A 22,360-nucleotide genomic window follows, 5' to 3' on the forward strand; every position below is an offset into this window, starting at 1 on the left:
ATGAAGAGCGCAAGGAAAGAGGAGGGAGAGGTGTGTGTGGGCGGTCGATGGGAAAGTGACAGTGGAGAAGAGAGGAGCGAATGTTGGAGGGGTGGATGTGTTGTGTGGGCTGGAGAGGCAGGCGGGCGGTGGCGGTAGGGGGGGGGTGCTGTTGAGTGGAGAGGCACGTGGTGAATGACGGAGGAGGGGATGGGGTGGCGCGGGCCCGGAGCGGTGCACGTGAGGAGCGGAATATAATTAATGCTGAACACTGATGAATATAGTGTGGGGGAGAGGGGGGGGGATGTGCGGGGAGGGGGCTTTGGGGGAGTAGGCGTTGTGTGACTTTGAGGATGGTGGTTGGCCTGTGCGGGACGGGGGGCTGGGAGGGGGGTTTGTGCCCCAGGCGGTTGTGGGTGGGGGGTGCAGGCGGGCGGGTCACGCACGGGGGGGCGGCGGCGTGGGGGTCCTTCGGGGGGGGGCCGCGGGAGGGGTGTGGGGCGGTGGGCTCAGCGACCGGGCGGTGTGGTGGGCGCCTCATTTGGGGGGGGTTAGGGCGCGCCGGGGGGCGCGGGGGGCTGGGCTTGTGTGGGGCAGCGGTGGGAGCGGCGGGGGTGTTGGGCGGGCTGGGGGGGCGGGTGGCGGGGGGGGGGGGGGTGCTTTGGGCGGGCTGTGTGCGGGGGGTACGGGGGGGTGTGTGGGGAGGGGGGTGGGGGCGCGCGTTCCTGTCTTGGGGGGCTTTGGTGGGGGGGGGGGCGTGGCTGGGGGGCTGCTGCGGGGGGGGGTGGGGGGGAGGGGGCGGGCGGGGTGGGGGGGGGGGGGGCTCGGGGGGGGGGGAGGAGCGGGGGGGGGGGTGTGGTTGTGCGATGAAAGCGAAGTTGCTGCGGCGTGGGGTGGGGAGGGGGGGGGTGGGCTGGGGAGGGGGGGCGTTGAGGGAGAGGATCTTGGGAAGCGCGGGGAATTGGGTGGAGGGGCACGCGGTGGAGCTGCGGGAAGAGATCGGTTCCGAGCTTTGGGACACTGGTGGGAAGCCCAACAAGGCGCGTACGCAGGGCGGGGAGGGCTGGGTGTGGGCTGGCGGGCGGGGGCTGGTGTGGGGGGGCTGGCCCCAGTGGGGCTGGGGTAGGATTTTTTTTTGTGTGGGGAGAGTGGGGGCTATATGTGGGAAGGGGAGAGGAGCGCTAGGGGTACGGGGGTTGGGATCGGCGGGGAGGGTGGTTGTGGGTCTGCATTGCCGTGAGGCGCTGTAAGGTCCGACGGAGCCAAGACTGAGTGTAGAGGTGGGGTGCTGGGGTAGGGTTGTTTGAGCGCCCTGGGGGGCTGCGCGGACTAGCAGCTGCGCGCGGCGAGGGCGGGTGCTAGTCGCCGAGGGGCGGGGGTGCAGTGATGAAACGAAGCGCTGGAGGCCTGAGAGGGGGGCCGAGCGGGCTGGGGGGGGAAGCCGGGGGCGTCATTTTGCTGCGGAGTGAGATGGGGGGGGCGCGAGGGGGGCACCCTTGCCCGTTTAAAATATTACTATCTGTGTCTTGTCCTTGATATGTATTGTGCATCCCTGGTGTGCTGCGCGAGTATGGATGAATGTGGTGTGTTGGATTTGTGGGAATGGGGTTGTGGGGGATAGGCTCAGTCGGTCGCCCAGCAGACAAATTGCGAGTGATTGTACGTGCTCATCGCTGAGCACCTTGGCAGCCGCCGTCTGGTCGGCCCCGACGCGGGCCTCGGCCAGGACCTGGCCGGGGCGGCGGTCACCGTCGTCGGCGACATCCTGCACAGCCGGGTCGCCCGCTCCAACGTCCACCTGCTGACCACCCTGGGCGCCGAGGTCACCCTGGTCGCCCCGCCGACCCTGGTGCCCTTCGGCGTCGAGCACTGGCCCTGCGAGGTCTCCTACGACCTCGACGCCGTGCTGCCCAAGTCCGACGCCGTGATGATGCTGCGCGTCCAGCGCGAGCGGATGAACGCCGCCTTCTTCCCCACCGAGCGCGAGTACGCCCGCCGCTACGGCCTCGACGGGGACCGCATGGCGCGGATGCCCGAGGGCGCCATCGTCATGCACCCCGGCCCGATGAACCGCGGCATGGAGATCACCGCCGAGGTCGCCGACTCCGACCGCTGCCACCGCCGTGGAGCAGGTCGCCAACGGCGTCTCCATCCGCATGGCCGTCCTCTACCTGCTGCTCGGCGGTTCCGAGTCCGCCGTTGCCACGAACACCCGCACCGAGGAGACGAAGTAGTCATGAGCAAGATCCTGATCCGTGGTGCGCAGGTCCTCGGCGGCGAGCCGCAGGACGTCCTGATCGAGGGCGAGACCATCGCCGCGGTCGGCACCGGTCTCGGCGCCGAGGGCGCCCAGGTGATCGAGGCCGAGGGCAAGATCCTCCTGCCGGGCCTGGTGGACCTCCACACCCACCTGCGCGAGCCCGGCGCGAGGACTCCGAGACCGTCCTGACCGGCACCCGCGCCGCGGCCGTCGGCGGCTACACCGCCGTCCACGCCATGGCCAACACCTTCCCCGTCGCCGACACCGCCGGCGTCGTCGAGCAGGTCTGGCGGCTCGGCAAGGAGTCCGGCTACTGCGACGTCCAGCCCATCGGCGCCGTCACCGTCGGCCTGGAGGGCAAGAAGCTCGCCGAGCTCGGCGCGATGCACGACTCCGCCGCCGGCGTGCGGGTCTTCTCCGACGACGGCAAGTGCGTGGACGACGCCGTGATCATGCGGCGCGCGCTGGAGTACGTGAAGGCCTTCGACGGCGTCGTCGCCCAGCACGCCCAGGAGCCCCGGCTCACCGAGGGCGCCCAGATGAACGAGGGCATCGTCTCCGCCGAGCTCGGCCTGGGCGGCTGGCCCGCCGTCGCCGAGGAGTCGATCATCGCCCGCGACGTCCTCCTCGCCGCGCACGTCGGCTCCCGGCTGCACGTCTGCCACCTCTCGACGGCCGGCTCCGTGGAGATCGTGCGCTGGGCCAAGTCCAAGGGCTGGAACGTCACCGCCGAGGTCACCCCGCACCACCTGCTGCTGACCGACGAGCTGGTGCGCTCCTACAACCCCGTCTACAAGGTGAACCCGCCGCTGCGCACCGAGGCCGACGTCATGGCCCTGCGCGCCGCCCTCGCCGACGGCACCATCGACTGCGTGGCCACCGACCACGCCCCGCACCCGCACGAGGACAAGGACTGCGAGTGGGGCGCCGCCGCCATGGGCATGGTGGGCCTGGAGACCGCGCTCTCCGTCGTCCAGCACACGATGGTGGACACCGGCCTGCTGGACTGGGCCGGCGTCGCCGACCGCATGTCCTTCACCCCGGCCCGCATCGGCCGCCTCGCCGGCCACGGCCGTCCCGTCGCGGCCGGTGAGCCGCCAACCTCACCCTCGTCGATTCCGATACCGTGGACTCGTGGACCCCGCGGGTTTCGCCTCCCGCAGCCGCAACACCCCCTACGAGGGCCGTGAGCTGCCGGGTCGTGTGACCCACACCTTCCTGCGGGGTCGGGCGACGGTCGTGGACGGGAAGCTGACGTGACACCTTTGATCACCACCCTGGCGGACGAGCAGAAGTCGCAGGCGGTCACCGACTGGGCGGCCCGTGCCGCCTGGGTCGTGGGCCTGCTGCTCTTCGTCGCGCTCATGTACTGGCTGATGCGCGAGGGATGGAAGTGGCGCGGCACGCTCCAGGGCGACCTGCCCGAGCTGCCCGCCGTCCCGGAGGAGCCGGGGGAGACCCGCCTCTCCCTGGCCGGCCGCTACCACGGCTCCACCACCGCCGTCAGTGGCTCGACCGCATCGTGGCCCGCGGTCTGGGCACCCGCAGCCGTGTGGAGCTCACCCTGACGGAGCAGGGCCTGGCCGTCGTCCGGCCCGGTGCCCAGGACTTCTTCGTCCCCGCCGCGGCCCTGCGCGGCGCCCGCCTGGACAAGGGCATCGCGGGCAAGGTCCTCGCCGAGGGCGGTCTGCTGGTCGTCACCTGGCGCACGGCGACAAGGAGATCGACTCCGGTTTCCGCGCCGACCACCCGGCCGAGCACGCCGCCTGGGTCGAGGCCCTCACCACTCCGAACAGCACTACGGCCCTGAACAGCACTACGGAAGGCGCACGATGACCACCTCCACATCGGGGAGCAGGATCCCCGCCGTACTCGTCCTGGAGGACGGCCGCACGTTCCGCGGCCGTGCCTACGGGGCCGTGGGGGCGACCTTCGGCGAGGCGGTGTTCTCCACCGGCATGACCGGCTACCAGGAGACCCTGACCGACCCGTCGTACCACCGTCAGGTGGTCGTCATGACCGCCCCGCACATCGGCAACACCGGCGTCAACGACGAGGACCCGGAGTCCGCGCGGATCTGGGTCTCCGGCTACGTCGTCCGTGACCCCGCCCGCGTCCCGTCCAACTGGCGCTCGCGCCGCTCCCTCGACGAGGAGCTGCGCAAGCAGGGCGTCGTCGGCATCAGCGGGGTGGACACCCGGGCGCTCACCCGCCATCTGCGCGAGCGCGGCGCCATGCGCGTCGGCATCTTCTCCGGCCACGCGCTGCCCGACGAGGGCGTCATGCTCGCCGAGGTGCGCCAGGCCCCCGAGATGAAGGGCGCGGACCTCTCCGCCGAGGTGGCCACCAAGGAGACCTACGTCGTCCCGGCCATCGGCGAGAAGAAGTTCACCGTCGCCGCGATCGACCTGGGCATCAAGGGCATGACCCCGCACCGGATGGCCGAGCGCGGCATAGAGGTGCACGTGCTGCCGGCGACGGCCACCGCCGAGGACGTCTACGCGGTCGCGCCCGACGGCGTGTTCTTCTCCAACGGCCCCGGCGACCCGTCGACCGCCGACCACCCGGTCGCGGTGATGCGCGAGGTCCTCTCGCGGAAGACCCCGCTCTTCGGTATCTGCTTCGGCAACCAGATCCTCGGCCGCGCGCTGGGCTTCGGCACCTACAAGCTGAAGTACGGCCACCGGGGCATCAACCAGCCCGTGCAGGACCGCTCCACCGGCAAGGTCGAGATCACCGCGCACAACCACGGCTTCGCCGTCGACGCCCCGCTCGAGGGCGCGACCGACACGCCGTACGGCCGCGTCGAGGTCTCCCACGTCTGTCTGAACGACAACGTGGTCGAGGGTCTCCAACTGCTCGACCAGCCGGCATTCAGCGTCCAGTACCACCCCGAGGCAGCAGCAGGACCGCACGACGCCGCGTACCTGTTCGACCGCTTCGTCTCCCTGATGGAGGGCCAGCGTGCCTAAGCGCACCGACATCCAGTCCGTTCTGGTCATCGGCTCCGGCCCGATCGTCATCGGCCAGGCCGCCGAGTTCGACTACTCCGGCACCCAGGCGTGCCGGGTCCTCAAGTCCGAGGGCCTGCGGGTCATCCTGGTCAACTCCAACCCGGCCACGATCATGACCGACCCGGAGATCGCCGACGCCACGTACGTCGAGCCGATCACCCCCGAGTTCGTCGAGAAGATCATCGCCAAGGAGCGCCCCGACGCGCTCCTGCCCACCCTCGGCGGCCAGACCGCGCTCAACACCGCGATCTCCCTGCACGAGAACGGCGTGCTGGAGAAGTACGGCGTGGAGCTGATCGGCGCCAACGTCGAGGCGATCCACAAGGGCGAGGACCGCGACCTGTTCAAGGGCGTCGTCGAGGCCGTCAGCGCCAAGATCGGGCACGGCGAGTCCGCCCGCTCGGTCATCTGCCACACCATGGACGAGGTCCTCGCGGGCGTCGAGACACTCGGCGGCTACCCGGTCGTCGTCCGCCCCTCCTTCACCATGGGCGGCGCCGGCTCCGGCTTCGCCCACGACGAGGAGGAGCTGCGCCGCATCGCCGGCCAGGGCCTCACGCTCTCCCCGACCACCGAGGTGCTCCTGGAGGAGTCCATCCTCGGCTGGAAGGAGTACGAGCTGGAGCTGATGCGCGACAAGCACGACAACGTCGTGGTCGTCTGCTCCATCGAGAACTTCGACCCCATGGGCGTGCACACCGGTGACTCCATCACCGTCGCCCCGGCGATGACGCTCACCGACCGCGAGTACCAGATCCTGCGGGACGTCGGCATCGCGATCATCCGCGAGGTCGGCGTCGACACCGGCGGCTGCAACATCCAGTTCGCGGTCAACCCCGACGACGGCCGGGTCATCGTCATCGAGATGAACCCGCGCGTCTCCCGGTCCTCCGCGCTCGCCTCCAAGGCCACCGGCTTCCCGATCGCCAAGATCGCCGCCCGGCTGGCCGTCGGCTACACGCTGGACGAGATCCCCAACGACATCACCGAGCAGACCCCGGCGTCCTTCGAGCCCACGCTCGACTACGTCGTGGTCAAGGCGCCGCGCTTCGCGTTCGAGAAGTTCCCGGCCGCCGACGCCACCCTCACCACGACCATGAAGTCGGTCGGCGAGGCCATGGCCATCGGCCGCAACTTCACCGAGGCGCTGCAGAAGGCCCTGCGCTCGCTGGAGAAGAAGGGCTCGTCCTTCGACTTCGTCTCCGCGCCCGGCGACAAGGCGGCACTGCTGGAGAAGGCCGCGGTGCCGACGGACGGGCGGATCAACACCGTCATGGCCGCCATCCGCGCCGGGGCGACGCAGGAGGAGGTCTTCGAGGCCACCCGGATCGACCCCTGGTTCGTGGACCAGCTCTTCCTCGTCAACGAGATCGCCGAGGAACTGCGCTCGGCCGCCGAGCTGGAGCCCGCCCTGCTGGCCGAGGCCAAGCGGCACGGCTTCTCCGACGCCCAGATCGCGGCGATCCGCGGCCTGCGCGAGGACGTCGTCCGCCAGGTCCGGCACGCCCTGGGCGTGCGCCCGGTCTACAAGACCGTGGACACCTGCGCCGCCGAGTTCGCCGCGAAGACCCCGTACTTCTACTCCTCCTACGACGAGGAGAGCGAGGTCGCACCGCGCGAGAAGCCGGCCGTGATCATCCTGGGCTCGGGCCCCAACCGCATCGGCCAGGGCATCGAGTTCGACTACTCCTGCGTCCACGCCTCCTTCGCGCTCAGCGACGCGGGCTTCGAGACCGTGATGGTCAACTGCAACCCGGAGACCGTCTCCACCGACTACGACACCTCCGACCGGCTCTACTTCGAGCCGCTCACCCTGGAGGACGTCCTGGAGATCGTCCACGCCGAGCAGCAGGCCGGCCCGGTCGCCGGCGTCATCGTCCAGCTCGGCGGCCAGACCCCGCTCGGCCTGGCCCAGGCGCTCAAGGACAACGGCGTGCCGATCGTCGGCACCTCGCCCGAGGCCATCGACCTGGCCGAGGAGCGCGGCGCGTTCGGCCGGGTCCTCACCGAGGCGGGGCTGCCGGCGCCCAAGTACGGCACGGCCTTCTCCTTCGAGGAGGCGAAGACCATCGCGGCCGAGATCGGCTACCCGGTCATGGTCCGCCCGTCCTACGTGCTCGGCGGCCGCGGCATGGAGATCGTCTACGACGAGCCCTCGCTCGCCGGCTACCTGGAGCGGCACGCGGGCCTGATCTCCGAGCACCCGGTCCTCATCGACCGCTTCCTCGACGACGCCATAGAGATCGACGTGGACGCCCTCTACGACGGCCACGAGCTCTACCTCGGCGGCGTCATGGAGCACATCGAGGAGGCCGGCATCCACTCCGGCGACTCCGCCTGCGCGCTGCCCCCCATCACCCTGGGCGGCCACGACATCAAGCGGCTGCGCACCTCGACCGAGGCGATCGCCAAGGGCGTGGGCGTCCGCGGCCTGATCAACATCCAGTTCGCGATGGCCGGGGACATCCTCTACGTCCTGGAGGCCAACCCGCGCGCCTCCCGCACCGTGCCCTTCACCTCCAAGGCGACGGCCGTGCCGCTGGCCAAGGCCGCCGCGCGGATCTCGCTCGGTGCCACCGTCGCCGAGCTGCGCGCCGAGGGCCTGCTCCCGGCGGAGGGCGACGGCGGCACGCTGCCGATGGACGCGCCCATCTCCGTCAAGGAGGCCGTGATGCCCTGGACGCGCTTCCGCGACCCGTCCGGGCGCGGCGTGGACACCGTCCTCGGCCCGGAGATGCGCTCCACCGGCGAGGTCATGGGCATCGACAACGTCTTCGGCACGGCGTACGCCAAGTCGCAGGCCGGTGCCTACGGCGCGCTGCCCACCAAGGGACGGGCGTTCGTCTCGGTCGCCAACCGCGACAAGCGCGCGATGATCTTCCCGGCCCGTGAGCTGGCGGCCCAGGGCTTCGAGCTGCTGGCCACCTCCGGCACGGCCGAGGTCCTCAAGCGCAACGGCATCAACGCCACCGTGGTCCGCAAGCAGTCCGAGGGGCCCGGCCCCAACGGCGAGCGGACCATCGTCCAGCTCATCCACGATGGTGAGGTCGACCTCATCATCAACACCCCCTACGGCACCGGCGGCCGCCTCGACGGCTACGAGATCCGCACCGCCGCCGTCTCCCGGGCGGTGCCCTGCCTGACCACCGTCCAGGCCCTCGCCGCCGCGGTCCAGGGCATCGACGCCCTCACCCGCGACGAGGTGGGCGTCCGCTCCCTCCAGGAGCACGCGGAACAACTCACCGCCGCCCGCCTGGCGTAACGGCACGCGGCACGGGAGGGGGACACCGGACGGTGTCCCCCTCTCCATGACCCCGCCTCTCCACGACCCCGCAGGCTGGACGACCTCCGAAGGCTGGACATGTACCGACTCTTCTTCGACCTGATCTTCAAGCGCATGGACCCCGAGAAGGCCCACCACCTGGCCTTCGGCTGGATCCGCGCCCTCGCCCGGATCCCCGTCCTGCGCACCTTCGCCGCCGCCGTCCTCGCGCCGCGCCACGAGGAGCTGCGCACCGAGGCCCTCGGCCTGCGGATGCACGGCCCCTTCGGCCTGGCCGCCGGCTTCGACAAGAACGCCGCGGCGATCGACGGCATGGCGATGCTCGGCTTCGACCACGTCGAGATCGGCACCGTCACCGCCCAGCCGCAGCCCGGCAACCCCAGGAAGCGGCTCTTCCGGCTGGTCGCCGACCGCGCCCTGATCAACCGCATGGGGTTCAACAACGACGGTTCGGCCGCCGTCGCCGCGCGCCTCGCCGCCCGCAAGGCGGCCTTCCGGACCACCGTCGGCGTCAACATCGGCAAGACGAAGATCGTCCCCGAGGACGGGGCCGTCGCCGACTACGTCGCCTCCACCGAGCGCCTGGCCGCGCACGCCGACTACCTGGTCGTCAACGTCTCCTCGCCCAACACGCCGGGGCTGCGCAACCTCCAGGCCGTGGACCACCTGCGCCCGCTGCTGTCCGCCGTCCGCGAGGCCGCCGACCGCACCGTCACCGGCCGACGCGTGCCGCTGCTGGTGAAGATCGCCCCCGACCTCGCCGACGAGGACGTCGACGCCGTCGCCGATCTCGCCGTGGAGCTGGGGCCTCGACGGCATCATCGCCACCAACACCACCATCGCCCGCGACGGCCTCGGGCTGCGCACCCCCCGGCGCACCGTGGAGGCCATCGGCGCGGGCGGCTTGTCGGGCGCCCCCCTCAAGGAGCGCTCGCTGGAGGTCCTGCGCCGGCTGTACGCCCGCGTCGGCGACCGGATCACCCTCGTCGGCGTGGGCGGCATCGAGACCGCCGACGACGCCTGGGAGCGCATCCTGGCCGGCGCCACGCTCGTCCAGGGCTACAGCGCCTTCATCTACGAGGGCCCCTTCTGGTGCCGCCGCATCCACCGCGGCCTCGCCGAGAAGCTGGCCGCCAGCCCGTACGCCACGCTCGCCGACGCGGTCGGCGCCGACCACCGGAAGGTGACCGCATGACCTCCCTGCAGCCCTTCGGCACCCGCCTGCGCCGCGCCATGGACGAGCGCGGCCCGCTCTGCGTCGGCATCGACCCGCACGCCGCCCTGCTCGAGGCCTGGGGCCTGGACGACGACATCGCCGGCCTGGAGCGCTTCTCGCGCACCGTCGTCGAGGCGCTCGCCGGCCGCGTCGCCGTCCTCAAGCCGCAGTCCGCCTTCTTCGAGCGGTTCGGCTCGCGCGGCATCGCCGTCCTGGAGCGCACCGTGGCCGAGGCCCGCGCCGCCGGGGCCCTGGTGCTCATGGACGCCAAGCGCGGCGACATCGGCTCCACCATGGCCGCCTACGCCGCGACCTACCTCGACCCGGCCTCCCCGCTGTTCTCCGACGCGGTGACCGTCAGCCCGTACCTGGGCTACGGCTCGCTGCGCCCCGCGCTGGACCTGGCCCGCGAGAGCGGCACCGGCGTCTTCGTCCTCGCCCTGACCTCCAACCCGGAGGGCGCCGAGGTGCAGCACGCCGTGCGCGCCGACGGCGCGAGCGTCGCGGCGACGATGCTCGGCCATCTGCGTGCCGAGAACGAGGGGGAGGCGTCCATGGGGCTCATGGGCTCGTACGGCGCGGTCGTCGGGGCCACGCTCTCCGACAGCCTCGCCGCCGCTCAGGCAGATCTGGCCATCAACGGCCCGCTGCTCGCCCCCGGCATCGGCGCCCAGGGCGCCACCGCCGCCGACCTGCCCAAGGTCTTCGGCGCGGCCGTCCGCGACGTCGTCCCCAACGTCAGCCGCGGCGTGCTGCGGCACGGGCCCGACGCGGCGGCCCTGCGGGCGAGCGCCGAGCGCTTCGCCGACGAGGTCCGCGAGGCCGTGGCGGGGGCCGCCTGAGGACCGCCGGGGAGCGTCCTGCCGGGAAATTGATGGTCGGTATGTCTGGAAAAGTCCTGGTCGGGCAAGGCTGACCAGGACTTTTCCGCTGTTCTCGCTGACTGGAGCGGGATCGGCCGCTAGTCTCCGACAAGAGCGAACGCGCAAGCGCGTTGCTCGTTGCTCCCCAGGTGTGGGCCGACTAGGTTCTCACCGGTCCTTATCCGACAGTTCGACATCCGAGGTGACGTAGGCGTGGCTCTTCCGCCCCTTACCCCTGAACAGCGCGCAGCCGCGCTCGAAAAGGCCGCCGCGGCTCGCCGGGAGCGCGCCGAGGTCAAGAATCGGCTCAAGCACTCCGGCGCCTCGCTGCACGAGGTCATCAAGCAAGGCCAGGAGAACGACGTCATCGGCAAGATGAAGGTCAGCGCCCTCCTGGAGAGCCTCCCCGGCGTGGGCAAGGTCCGCGCCAAGCAGATCATGGAGCGGCTCGGGATCTCCGAGAGCCGCCGGGTCCGCGGTCTCGGCTCCAACCAGATCGCCTCCCTGGAGCGGGAGTTCGGCAGCACCGCGGCCTGATTTCCCAGGCACTCCCGGAAACCGGGATAATCGCTCCATGAGTAACGCAGTCTCCCGGGGGACGTCCCCCGTCCCCCCGGCCAGACGCCCGCGGCTGACCGTGCTCTCCGGCCCCTCCGGGGTCGGCAAGAGCACGGTCGTCGCCCACATGCGCAAGGCCCACCCCGAGGTATGGCTCTCGGTTTCCTGCACCACCCGCAAGCCGCGCCCCGGCGAGCGGGACGGCGTCCAGTACTTCTTCGTCAACGACGAGGAGTTCGACAAGCTGGTCGCCAACGGCGAGCTGCTGGAGTGGGCCGAGTTCGCGGGCAACCGCTACGGCACCCCGCGTCAGGCCGTCCTCGACCGCCTGGAGGCCGGCGAGCCGGTCCTCCTGGAGATCGACCTCCAGGGCGCCCGGCAGGTCCGCGCGTCCATGTCCGACGCACAACTGGTCTTCCTCGCCCCGCCCGGCTGGGACGAGCTGGTCCGCCGGCTGACCGGGCGCGGCACCGAGTCGCCCGAGGTCATCGAGCGGCGGCTGGAGGTGGCCCGGACGGAGCTGGCGGCGGAGTCGGAGTTCGACACCACGCTCGTCAACACCTCCGTCGAGGACGTGGCCCGTGAGCTGCTAGCCTTGCTGCGCTGAACATCTTTCTTCACCCCCATCGGAAGGCAGAGAGTGTCCTCTTCCATTACTGCGCCCGAGGGCATCATCAACCCGCCGATTGATGAGCTGCTCGAGGCAACCGACTCGAAGTACAGCCTCGTGATCTACGCCGCCAAGCGCGCGCGCCAGATCAACGCGTACTACTCGCAGCTCGGCGAGGGCCTGCTGGAGTACGTCGGCCCGCTGGTGGACACCCACGTCCACGAGAAGCCGCTCTCCATCGCGCTCCGCGAGATCAACGCGGGTCTGCTGACCTCCGAGGCCATCGAGGCCCCGGCGGCGTAAGCAGCGATCGTCTTCACCAAGGGCCCGGCAGCACGGCTGCCGGGCCCTTGGTGTGTCATAGAGCTTGTAGGGAACGAGAGTGCGGGGAGCAACCGGCATGGACAAGCCGAAGGTCGTCCTGGGGGTCAGCGGCGGAATCGCCGCCTACAAGGCGTGTGAGCTGCTGCGCAGACTGACGGAGTCCGGGCACGACGTACGCGTCGTGCCCACCGCGTCCGCCCTCAACTTCGTCGGCGAGGCCACCTGGTCCGCGCTGTCCGGCCACCCCGCCGTCACCCAGGTGTGGGAGTCGGTCCACGAGGTCCCGCACGTGCGGATCGGGCAGGAGGCCGAGCTCGTCGTGGTCGCCCCGGCCACCGCCGACATGCTGGCCAAGGCCGCCCACGGGCTGGCCGACGACCTGTTGACCAACACCCTGCTCACCGCCCGCTGCCCGGTGGTCTTCGCGCCCGCGATGCACACCGAGATGTGGGAGAACCAGGCCACCCAGGAGAACGTGGCCACCCTGCGCCGGCGCGGTGCCGTGGTGATCGAGCCCGCCGTCGGCCGGCTCACCGGCGTGGACACCGGCAAGGGCCGGCTGCCCGACCCCGAGGAGATCTTCGAGGTCTGCCGTCGGGTGCTGGCCCGCGGCCCGCGGCCCGCGGATCTGGCCGGCCGGCACGTCGTCGTCAGCGCGGGCGGCACCCGTGAGCCGCTGGATCCGGTGCGCTACCTGGGCAACCGCTCCTCCGGGCGACAGGGGTACGCGCTGGCCCGTACGGCCGTCGCGCGGGGCGCCCGGGTGACGCTCGTCGCGGCCAACAGCGAGCTCGGCGATCCGGCCGGTGCGGACGTGGTGCGCGTCGGCACCGCCGTCCAGCTGCGCGAGGCGGTGCTGAAGGCCGCCGCGGACGCGGACGCCGTGGTGATGGCGGCCGCCGTCGCCGACTTCCGGCCCGCCCACTACGCCACCGGGAAGATCAAGAAGAAGGACGGCGAGGAGCCGGCGCCCGTCGAGCTCGTCCGCAATCCGGACGTCCTCGCGGAGCTGTCGGCCGGACGGGCGCGTCCGGGCCAGGTCGTCGTGGGCTTCGCGGCGGAGACCGACGACGTGCTGGCCAACGGCCGGGCCAAGCTCGCCCGCAAGGGCTGCGATCTGCTCGTGGTGAACGAGGTGGGGGAGACGCGGACCTTCGGTTCCGCCGAGAACGAGGCCGTGGTGCTCGCCGCCGACGGGAGCACCACCGAGGTCCCGCACGGGCCGAAGGAAGCGCTTGCCGACGTCGTCTGGGACCTGGTCGCCGAGCGCCTGGTCTGACCCCCTGAACCGGCAAGATCGCAAGTATTCCTGGGGAAGTAGTGGCAAGTGTCACAGGCTGTGGCGCCAGTGATCCGGGACGAGAGGTTCGCGGCGAGCCGAGGCCGGATAAACTGACACCGGTCCCGCGTCGAGCGCAGCTCTCGGCCCGGGCCGTCAAATGATCAGCCAGCAGCCGCTGCAACCCCAGGGAGCGATGTGTCCCGCCGCCTGTTCACCTCGGAGTCCGTCACCGAGGGTCACCCTGACAAGATCGCTGACCAGATCAGCGACACCATTCTCGACGCCCTCCTGAGGGAGGACCCGACGTCCCGCGTCGCCGTCGAGACCCTGATCACCACCGGTCTGGTGCACGTCGCCGGTGAGGTCACGACCAAGGCCTACGCGCCGATCGCGCAGCTGGTGCGCGACAAGATCCTCGAGATCGGTTACGACTCGTCGAAGAAGGGCTTCGACGGCGCCTCCTGCGGCGTCTCGGTGTCCATCGGCGCCCAGTCCCCCGACATCGCCCAGGGTGTCGACTCCGCCTACGAGACCCGCGTCGAGGGCGACGAGGACGAGCTCGACAAGCAGGGCGCGGGCGACCAGGGCCTGATGTTCGGCTTCGCCTGCGACGAGACCCCCGAGCTCATGCCGCTGCCCATCAGCCTGGCGCACCGGCTCTCCCGCCGCCTGACCGAGGTCCGCAAGAACGGGACCATCCCGTACCTGCGCCCCGACGGCAAGACCCAGGTCACCATCGAGTACGACGGCAACAAGGCCGTCCGCCTCGACACCGTGGTCGTCTCCTCGCAGCACGCGTCCGACATCGACCTGGACTCGCTGCTCGCGCCCGACGTCCGCGAGTTCGTCGTCGAGCACGTGCTCAAGGAGCTCGTCGAGGACGGCATCAAGCTGGACACCGACGGGTACCGCCTGCTGGTGAACCCGACCGGCCGTTTCGAGATCGGCGGCCCGATGGGCGACGCCGGCCTCACCGGCCGCAAGATCATCATCGACACCTACGGCGGCATGGCCCGCCACGGTGGCGGCGCCTTCTCCGGCAAGGACCCGTCCAAGGTCGACCGCTCGGCCGCCTACGCGATGCGCTGGGTCGCGAAGAACGTCGTCGCGGCCGGGCTGGCCGCCCGCTGCGAGGTGCAGGTCGCGTACGCGATCGGCAAGGCGGAGCCGGTGGGTCTGTTCGTCGAGACCTTCGGCACGAACACGGTCGACACCGAGAAGATCGAGACCGCCATCGCCGAGGTCTTCGACCTGCGGCCGGCCGCGATCATCCGCGACCTGGACCTGCTGCGTCCGATCTACTCCCAGACCGCGGCGTACGGCCACTTCGGCCGGGAGCTCCCCGACTTCACGTGGGAGCGCACGGATCGCGTGGACGCGCTGCGCAAGGCGGCGGGGCTGTAACCGGTTGGTTTCTGCGCGACGGCCCCGGGGCGATGCCCTGGGGCCGTCGCGTTTTTGTTGTGCCCCGGTCCCGCCCTTTCACCGTTTCCGCAGCAGCACGCTGCGCGCGCTGTCCTCAAGCGCCGGACGGGCTATTCAGCCCGTCCGGCGCTTGAGGACTAACGCGGCGAAGCCGCGTTGCCCCGCGCGGAGCGCGCGAGAAACGGCGAAAGGGCGGGACCGGGGCAACCCCCTCCGCCCACCCGCCCCCACCTGTCGGACCCCTCTGCTAAGACTGAAGTCGTGAGCAGCAACAACGACGCGCAGGGGGAGCAGCTCGCCCTGATCAGGGAGAGTGTGCGCAAGGCCAAGGCCAAGGCGCCGCGCGCGAAGCCGCGGACCTGGCGTGGGGCCGAGCTCGCCAAGGAGCTGCCCGTCGCCCGCGTGCTGGTGGACAAGGGGCCGGTCCACCTGGACAAGCTGTGGGACTACGCCGTCCCGGCGGAGCTGGACGAGGACGCCCGTCCCGGCGTCCGTGTCCGCGTCCGCTTCGGCGCGGGCACGCGCAATGTGAGGGACGGCCGGCGGGAGGGCGGCGGTCTTCTCGACGGGTTCATCGTCGACCGGGTGGACGAGTCCGAGTACCGCGGGCCGCTCGCCGCCATCGCCCAGGTGCTGTCGCCCGAGCCCGTGCTCGGCCCGCAGTTGCTGAGCCTGTGCCGGGCCGTGGCCGACCGGTACGCGGGCTCCCTCGCCGACGTGCTGCAACTGGCCGTACCGCCCCGGCACGGCCGTATCGAGGCGGAGCCCCCGGCCGCCCTGTTGCCGCCCCCGGCCGCGCCCGGGGCCGGCAGCTGGGAGCGCTATCCGACGGGCCGGGCGTATCTGGAGGCCCTCGCCCGGGGCGATTCCCCGCGCGCGGTGTGGACGGCGCTGCCCGGTCCCCACTGGGCCGAGGAGCTCGCCCGCGCCGCCGCCGCCGCGCTCGCCTCGCGGCGCGGCGCGCTGATCGTCGTGCCCGACGGCCGGGCCGCCGCCCGGGTGGACGCGGCGCTGACCGGGCTGCTCGGCGAGGGCCGGCACGTGCTGCTCACCGCCGACACCGGGCCCGAGGAGCGCTACCGGCGCTGGCTCGCGGTCAGCCGCGGCGCCGTGCGGGCCGTGGTCGGCACGCGCGCGGCGATGTTCGCGCCGGTGCGCGACCTGGGGTTCGCCGCGATCTGGGACGACGGCGACTCCAGCCACAGCGAGCAGCACGCGCCCCAGCCGCACGCCCGCGAGGTGCTGTTGCTGCGGGCGGCGCAGGAGAAGGCGGCGTTCCTGCTCGGCGCCTTCGGCTGCACGGTGGAGGCGGCGCAGCTGGTCCGCACCGGCTGGGCCCTGCCGCTCGTCGCGGACCGCGAGCGGATACGGGCCGCCGCGCCCCTGGTCCGCACGGTGGGCGACGGGGACCTCGCGCGGGACGAGGCGGCACGGGCCGCCCGGCTGCCCTCGCTCGCCTGGCGGGCGGCCCGGGAGGGGCTGCGGCACGGGCCGGTCCTGGTCCAGGTGCCGCGCCGCGGCTACGTCCCCCGCCTCGCCTGCGAGCGCTGCCGCGAGCCCGCGCGCTGCGGGCACTGCGCGGGTCCGCTGGAGGCACGCGACGACGGCTCGCTGCACTGCGGCTGGTGCGGGGCGGGGGCCCGCGACTGGCACTGCCCGGAGTGCGGCGGCGCCCGGCTGCGCGCCCAGGTCGTCGGTGCCCGCCGGACCGCCGAGGAGCTGGGCCGGGCGTTCCCCGCCGTGCCCGTGCGCACCTCCGGGCGCGATCACGTGCTGGACACCGTGCCGGAGGCACCCGCCCTGGTCGTCGCCACGCCCGGTGCCGAGCCCGTCGCCGAGGGCGGCTACGCGGCGGCCCTGCTGCTGGACGGCTGGGCCCTGCTGAACCTGCCGGACCTGCGGGCCGGTGAGGAGGCGCTGCGCCGCTGGCTGGCGGCGGCCGCGCTGGTGCGCGGACAGGAGGCGGGAGGCCAGGTCGTCGTCGTGGCCGAGCCGACGCTGCGGCCCGTGCAGGCGCTGGTGCGCTGGGATCCGGCGGGGCACGCGGTGCGCGAGCTGGCGGAGCGGGAGGAGCTCGGCTTCCCGCCCGTCTCGCGGATGGCCTCCGTCAGCGGCACGGAGGAGGCGGTGGCAGAGTTCCTCGCCCTCGCGGAGCTGCCGGAGGGGGCCGATGTGCTCGGGCCCGTCCCGGTGCCCGCGGCGGTCGCTGGGCGGCCTCGCCGGCCCGGCGACGCCCCGGTGGGGGAGCGGTGGGAGCGCGCGCTGGTGCGGGTGCGCCCCGGTCAGGGGGCGGCCCTGGCCGCCGCGCTCAAGACCGCCCAGGCGGTGCGGCTGACCCGGCGGGAGGGCGCCCCCGTGCGACTGCGGATGGACCCGCCGGACATCGGCTGACGGCCGGGGCCGCCGGCGGTCTCAGCCGCTGCGCGGGCCGGGGAAGGCGGTGGGGCGGGGCTCCTCGCGGTGCGATCCGGAGGGCTGGCCGGGGACCGAGCGGGCGGCCGGCACCACCGGCACCGCCGCCGCGGCGACCGTCGCGTTCTGCTCCGCGGGCGCGTTGTCCGCGGAGTTCTGGCCGTTCGCCCGGCGGGCGCCGTAACGGCGGTGCACCGCCTGCTTGGTGACGCCCAGCGCCGACCCCACCGCGTCCCACGAGAAGCCCAGCGAGCGGTCGAAGTCCACCGCCGCCGTGACCAGCGTCTCGACGCTGTCCCGCAGCTCCTGGGCCAGCCGGACGGTCGGCGCCGGGGCCCGGCCGTAGACCACGAAGCCCGCGGAGGGACCCGTACGGCGTGGACGGTAGACATTGCCCAGCTGAGCGGTCAGGGTACGCAGCGCGTCCACCTGTCGGCGGACCCGCTCGATGTCCCGGACCAGAAGATGCAGACTGGCTCGCGCCTGGGCGTCATGGGTGGCGTGGTCGGGCATCAACAAGCCTCTCGGACCGGCGGTGAACGGGACGTCGGGGAACGAGAGTTGACGATTGACGACAGCGGGCCGCGGCCGCGGCCCGCTGCTGGCCGGTCAATCTCTCTTGACCCAACGATTGACCCAACGCGCCAAGGCCGGACGGGTCACGGTATGGGGGCGCACATCCGCCGGAATGAGGCGTGCACCGCCCCGCGCGCCCCTTGCGTACGGGCCCGCCCCTAGACTGGTGCGCCGTCCCGCTCGGCGCGTGAGAGGTAGTGTTCGCCACCCATGAGGCTTGTCTTCGCCGGTACCCCCGAGGTCGCCGTCCCCGCCCTCGACGCCCTGCTCGCCTCCGACCGCCACGAGGTCGTCGCCGTCGTCACCCGGCCCGACGCCCCCTCCGGACGCGGCCGCCGCATGGTCGCCAGCCCCGTCGCCGCGCGCGCGGAGGAGGCCGGCATCGAGGTGCTCAAGCCGAACAAGCCGCGCGACGAGGACTTCCTCGCCCGCCTCCGCGAGATCGCGCCCGACTGCTGCCCCGTCGTCGCCTACGGTGCCCTGCTGCCCAAGGCCGCGCTCGACATCCCCGTCCACGGCTGGGTCAACCTCCACTTCTCCCTGCTCCCGGCCTGGCGCGGCGCCGCCCCCGTCCAGCACGCGGTGCTGGCCGGCGACGAGGTGACCGGCGCCTCCACCTTCCGCATCGAGGAGGGGCTGGACTCCGGACCGGTCTTCGGCGTCCTCACCGAGCAGGTCCGCCCCACCGACACCAGCGGTGACCTGCTGACCCGGCTCGCCTTCGCCGGCTCCGGGCTGCTCGCCGCCACCATGGACGGCATCGAGGACGGCACCCTGAAGGCCGTCCCGCAGCCCGCCGAGGGCGTCTCGCTCGCCCCCAAGATCAGCGTCGAGGACGCCCGGATCGACTGGTCCGCCCCCGCCCTGCGCTGCGACCGCGTCGTCCGCGGCTGCGCCCCACGCCCCCGGCGCCTGGACGGTCTTCCGCGGCGAGCGGCTGAAGGTGATGTCGGTGGCGCTCACCGCGGACCGCACCGGCCTCGCGCCCGGCGAGCTCGCGGCCGGCAAGAACTCCGTCCACGTCGGCACCGGTTCGCACGCCGTCGAGCTGCTGTGGGTGCAGCCGCAGGGGAAGAAGCCGATGAAGGCCGCCGACTGGGCCCGCGGCGTGCGCATCGCCCGGGCGAGAAGCTGGGTGACGGGGCGGCCGCGTAGGCTGGACCCCTTCGTCATCCCAGCTCCGGAGCACCTTCAGTGAACGATCAGCCGCCTCGTCGGAAGAACGGCCGCCCCGCGAAACCGCACCGCCGGCCCCAGAAGGACCCGGTCCGGATCCTCGCCTTCGAGGCGCTGAGGGCCGTCGACGAGCGGGACGCGTACGCGAACCTGGTGCTCCCGCCGCTGCTGCGCAAGGCCCGGGAGAAGGACGGCTTCGACCACCGCGACGCGGCGCTGGCCACCGAGCTGGTCTACGGCACGCTGCGCCGCCAGGGCACCTACGACGCCGTCCTCGCGGCCTGCGTCGACCGCCCGCTGCGCGAGGTGGACCCGCCGGTGCTGGACGTGCTCAGTCTCGGCGTCCACCAGCTCCTCGGCACCCGCATCCCGCCGCACGCGGCGGTGTCCGCCACCGTCGAACTGGCCCGCTGCGTCCTCGGCGACGGCCGGGCGAAGTTCGTCAACGCCGTGCTGCGCAAGGTCACGGCGCACGACCTCGACGGCTGGCTGGAGCGGGTCGCCCCGCCCTACGACGAGGACCCCGAGGAGCATCTCGCCGTCGTCCACTCCCACCCGCGCTGGATCGTCTCCGCGCTGTGGGACGCGCTCGGCGGCGGCCGCGCCGGGATCGAGGACCTGCTGGAGGCGGACAACGAGCGCCCCGAGGTGACGCTGGTCGCCCGCCCCGGCCGCATCGCCGCCGACGAACTGCTGGCCGATGTCGGCACGGACCACGCGCTGCCGGGCCGCTGGTCGCCGCAGGCCGTGCGGCTCACCGAGGGCGGTGAGCCCGGCGCGATCGACGCCGTGCGCGAGGGCCGCGCCGGGGTCCAGGACGAGGGCAGTCAGCTCGTCGCCCTGGCCCTGGCCGCCGCCCCGGTGGACGGCCCGGACGCCCGCTGGCTCGACGGCTGCGCCGGACCCGGCGGCAAGGCCGCCCTGCTCGGCGCCCTCGCGGCCGGCCGCGGCGCCGCCCTGCTGGCGGCCGAACGGCAGCCGCACCGCGCCCGTCTGGTCGGCCGCGCCCTGGCCGGCAACCCGGGCCCGTACCAGGTCGTCACCGCCGACGGCACCCGCCCGCCGTGGCGCGAGGGCACCTTCGACCGCGTCCTCGTCGACGTGCCCTGCACCGGCCTGGGCGCCCTGCGCCGCCGCCCGGAGGCCCGCTGGCGGCGGCGCCCGGAGGACGTGGCCGGGTTCGGTCCCCTCCAGCGCGACCTGCTGCGCGAGGCCCTGCGCGCCGTCCGCGTCGGCGGCGTCGTCGGCTACGCGACCTGCTCCCCGCACCCGGCGGAGACCCGGGCCGTGGTCGAGGACGTCCTCAAGCGGCAGGGCGTCGAGGCCGAGTGGATCGACGCCCGTCCGCTGATGCCCGGCGTCCCGGCCCTCGGGGACGGTCCCGACGTCCAGCTCTGGCCCCACCTGCACGGCACCGACGCCATGTACCTGGCACTTCTGCGCCGTACGGCCTGACGGCGGGGCCTTGTCGCAGCCGGGGGCCGTGCGAGGCACGGCCCCGCGGCATGGCAGGCTTGGGGCATGACCGTCCAGATCAACCCCAGCATCCTGAGCGCGGACTTCGCCCGCCTCGCCGCCGAGGCGGAGGCCGTCAAGGGCGCCGACTGGCTCCATGTCGACGTCATGGACAACCACTTCGTCCCGAATCTCACGCTCGGGGTCCCGGTCGTCGAGTCGCTCAGCCGGGCCACCGACACTCCGCTGGACTGCCACCTGATGATCGAGGACCCGGACCGCTGGGCCCCGCAGTACGTCGAGGCGGGCGCCGGGTCCGTCACCTTCCACGCCGAGGCCGCCGCCGCCCCGGTGCGGCTCGCGCGGGAGATCCGGGCCAAGGGGGCCCGGGCGTCCATGGCGCTGAAGCCCGCGACGCCCATCGAGCCCTACGAGGACCTGCTCCCCGAGCTCGACATGCTGTTGATCATGACCGTCGAGCCCGGCTTCGGCGGCCAGAAGTTCCTCGACATCATGCTCCCCAAGATCCGCCGCACCCGGCAGCTGATCGACCGGCACGGGCTGGAGCTCTGGCTCCAGGTGGACGGCGGCGTCTCGGCCGAGACCATCGAGCGCTGCGCCGATGCCGGTGCGGACGTGTTCGTGGCGGGATCGGCCGTTTACGGTACCGATGACCCGGCGGCCGCCGTACGCTCACTGCGTGAGCTCGCGGAGACGGCCACCACCGCCGCACCCTGGGCCTGCGCCCACTGAGGCCCCCGGCCCCGGGCCGGAGCGAGATCGAGGACCCGCCGTTTCTGACAGGATGACGGTCGAGTCCACAGCGAGAAGACAGCAGTGAGGAGAACGCGGTGTCGACGGGCCGTTCAGTGACGCCGATGGGGCCCGCCGAGCTCGTGCAGGCGGCGGCCATGGCCCGCCGCTTCTATCTGGAGGGCAAGTCCAAGATCCAGATCGCCGAGGAGTTCGGCGTCAGCCGTTTCAAGGTGGCCCGGGTCCTGGAGACGGCGCTCGAACGCGATCTGGTGCGCATCGAGATCCGGGTGCCCGCCGAGCTGGACGCGGAGCGCTCCGATGCGCTGCGCTCCCGCTACGGGCTGCGGCACGCGGTCGTCGTCGAGTCCCCGGCCGACGCGGCCGACGACGCTCCCGACCCGGAGAACCTCGGCGAGGTGGCGGCCGGCCTCCTCGGCGAGCTGGTGCACGAGGGCGACGTGCTGGGCCTTGCCTGGGGCCGGTCCACCATCCACATGGCCGCCGCCCTGCACCGGCTGCCGCCGTGCACGGTCGTCCAGCTGACGGGCGTCTACGACGCCGGCACCGCCGAGCGCGGCTCGGTGGAGGCCGTCCGCAGGGCTGCCCAGGTCTCCGGCGGCGAGGCGCACCCGATCTATGCGCCGATGCTGCTGCCCGACCCGGCCACCGCGGCCGCGCTGCGCGGCCAGACGGGCATCGCGCGGGCCTTCGACTACTTCGACAAGGTCACCGTCGCGGCCGTCTCCATCGGCTCCTGGGAGCCGGGGATCTCGACGGTGTACGACATGCTGTCGGAGGACGAGCGGGCCCACTACGCGTCGTTGGGCGCCGCGGCCGAGATGTCGGCCCACCTCTTCGACGCGGAGGGCCGGCGGATCGGCCGTGACCTCGGGGAGCGCTGCATCACGGTCGAGGCGGACCGGCTGCGGCGGATACCGGAGGTCGTGGCGATCGCGGGGGGCCAGCGGAAGGCTGCCGCCATCGGGGCGGTGCTGCGGTCGGGTCTGGTGACCAGTCTGGTCACGGATACCGCGGCGGCGGATTACCTGTTGAACGAGTTCACGCCGGGGGCTCGGCCGGCGCTGGATCGGGCGGATCCGGATGGGGTGGGCTGAGGTTTTGTGAGGGGTGCCCCTGGCCCGCCCTTTCACCGTTTCTTCCGGGGAGACCC

Annotated in this window: 13 protein-coding genes and 5 pseudogenes; 17 read left to right on the forward strand and 1 reads right to left on the reverse strand. The window is 72.6% G+C overall.

Translation table 11 applies throughout. The features are described 5' to 3' along the window. Positions 1-1,669 precede the first annotated feature (1,669 nt). From ABD794_RS02120 to ABD794_RS02180, 13 genes and pseudogenes are all read left to right on the forward strand, one after another. A pseudogene (locus tag ABD794_RS02120) lies at positions 1,670-2,213 on the forward strand (aspartate/ornithine carbamoyltransferase family protein); the annotation flags it as partial. Between the two features lie 2 nt (positions 2,214-2,215). After that, positions 2,216-3,499, forward strand: a pseudogene (locus ABD794_RS02125) (dihydroorotase). Next, positions 3,496-4,075 (forward strand): annotated as a pseudogene (locus ABD794_RS02130) (PH-like domain-containing protein). The pseudogenes ABD794_RS02125 and ABD794_RS02130 overlap by 4 nt, the downstream one beginning before the upstream one ends. Beyond that, positions 4,072-5,211, forward strand: a complete 1,140-nt coding sequence (gene carA, locus ABD794_RS02135; protein WP_344960602.1) for a glutamine-hydrolyzing carbamoyl-phosphate synthase small subunit — start codon at positions 4,072-4,074, stop codon at positions 5,209-5,211. Before ABD794_RS02130 ends, carA begins: the two are co-directional and overlap by 4 nt. Next, on the forward strand, positions 5,204-8,515 hold the full coding sequence (gene carB / locus ABD794_RS02140) for a carbamoyl-phosphate synthase large subunit (protein WP_344960603.1): 3,312 nt from the start codon (positions 5,204-5,206) through the stop codon (positions 8,513-8,515). The genes carA and carB overlap by 8 nt, the downstream gene beginning before the upstream one ends. Before the next feature lie 99 nt (positions 8,516-8,614). Next, positions 8,615-9,731, forward strand: a pseudogene (locus ABD794_RS02145) (quinone-dependent dihydroorotate dehydrogenase). Next, on the forward strand, positions 9,728-10,594 hold the full coding sequence (gene pyrF / locus ABD794_RS02150; RefSeq protein WP_344960606.1) for an orotidine-5'-phosphate decarboxylase: 867 nt from the start codon (positions 9,728-9,730) through the stop codon (positions 10,592-10,594). Before ABD794_RS02145 ends, pyrF begins: the two are co-directional and overlap by 4 nt. Positions 10,595-10,828: 234 nt before the next feature. Next, positions 10,829-11,152, forward strand: coding sequence for an integration host factor (locus tag ABD794_RS02155; RefSeq protein WP_119288626.1), 324 nt, complete (start codon positions 10,829-10,831; stop codon positions 11,150-11,152). A gap of 37 nt (positions 11,153-11,189) precedes the next feature. Further along, positions 11,190-11,780 (forward strand): guanylate kinase, encoded by a 591-nt coding sequence (gene gmk / locus ABD794_RS02160; protein WP_344960609.1) that lies wholly within the window; start codon positions 11,190-11,192, stop codon positions 11,778-11,780. Between the two features lie 33 nt (positions 11,781-11,813). After that, entirely contained in the window at positions 11,814-12,086 is a 273-nt protein-coding gene (gene rpoZ, locus ABD794_RS02165) for a DNA-directed RNA polymerase subunit omega (RefSeq protein ID WP_049718421.1), read from the forward strand. Between the two features lie 97 nt (positions 12,087-12,183). Then, the gene (gene coaBC, locus ABD794_RS02170) at positions 12,184-13,386 is read left to right on the forward strand and encodes a bifunctional phosphopantothenoylcysteine decarboxylase/phosphopantothenate--cysteine ligase CoaBC (RefSeq protein ID WP_344960610.1); all 1,203 of its coding nucleotides are present in this window, start codon (positions 12,184-12,186) and stop codon (positions 13,384-13,386) included. Between the two features lie 198 nt (positions 13,387-13,584). Further along, a complete protein-coding gene (gene metK / locus ABD794_RS02175; RefSeq protein ID WP_344960612.1) occupies positions 13,585-14,793 on the forward strand; it encodes a methionine adenosyltransferase in 1,209 nt (402 codons plus the stop codon). Between the two features lie 282 nt (positions 14,794-15,075). Beyond that, positions 15,076-17,205, forward strand: coding sequence for a primosomal protein N' (locus ABD794_RS02180; protein WP_344960614.1), 2,130 nt, complete (start codon positions 15,076-15,078; stop codon positions 17,203-17,205). A gap of 21 nt (positions 17,206-17,226) precedes the next feature. Here ABD794_RS02180 and ABD794_RS02185 read toward each other — a convergent pair whose 3' ends face one another. Next, positions 17,227-17,739, reverse strand: coding sequence for a hypothetical protein (locus ABD794_RS02185; protein WP_344960615.1), 513 nt, complete (start codon positions 17,737-17,739; stop codon positions 17,227-17,229). A 273-nt stretch (positions 17,740-18,012) separates the two neighbouring features. On the opposite strand from ABD794_RS02185, the pseudogene fmt reads away from it, so the two are divergent. From fmt to ABD794_RS02205, 4 genes and pseudogenes are all read left to right on the forward strand, one after another. After that, a pseudogene (gene fmt, locus ABD794_RS02190) lies at positions 18,013-18,957 on the forward strand (methionyl-tRNA formyltransferase). Positions 18,958-18,996: 39 nt separating this feature from the next. Beyond that, a complete protein-coding gene (locus ABD794_RS02195) occupies positions 18,997-20,433 on the forward strand; it encodes an RsmB/NOP family class I SAM-dependent RNA methyltransferase (RefSeq protein ID WP_344960616.1) in 1,437 nt (478 codons plus the stop codon). A gap of 66 nt (positions 20,434-20,499) precedes the next feature. After that, positions 20,500-21,186: a ribulose-phosphate 3-epimerase gene (gene rpe / locus ABD794_RS02200; protein WP_344960618.1), complete on the forward strand. Its 687-nt coding sequence runs from the start codon at positions 20,500-20,502 to the stop codon at positions 21,184-21,186. Positions 21,187-21,311: 125 nt separating this feature from the next. After that, on the forward strand, positions 21,312-22,304 hold the full coding sequence (locus ABD794_RS02205; protein WP_344960619.1) for a sugar-binding transcriptional regulator: 993 nt from the start codon (positions 21,312-21,314) through the stop codon (positions 22,302-22,304). The last annotated feature ends 56 nt before the right edge of the window (positions 22,305-22,360 follow it).

The sequence above is a fragment of the Streptomyces thioluteus genome (genome assembly GCF_039535865.1).

Coding starts and splice junctions, on each gene's coding strand:
- carA (WP_344960602.1), top strand. CDS start 4,072: ATGACCACCTCCACATCGGGGAGCAGGATCCCCGCCGTACTCGTCCTG.
- pyrF (WP_344960606.1), top strand. CDS start 9,728: ATGACCTCCCTGCAGCCCTTCGGCACCCGCCTGCGCCGCGCCATGGAC.
- gmk (WP_344960609.1), top strand. CDS start 11,190: ATGAGTAACGCAGTCTCCCGGGGGACGTCCCCCGTCCCCCCGGCCAGA.
- coaBC (WP_344960610.1), top strand. CDS start 12,184: ATGGACAAGCCGAAGGTCGTCCTGGGGGTCAGCGGCGGAATCGCCGCC.
- ABD794_RS02185 (WP_344960615.1), bottom strand. CDS start 17,739: ATGCCCGACCACGCCACCCATGACGCCCAGGCGCGAGCCAGTCTGCAT.
- rpe (WP_344960618.1), top strand. CDS start 20,500: ATGACCGTCCAGATCAACCCCAGCATCCTGAGCGCGGACTTCGCCCGC.
- ABD794_RS02205 (WP_344960619.1), top strand. CDS start 21,312: ATGGGGCCCGCCGAGCTCGTGCAGGCGGCGGCCATGGCCCGCCGCTTC.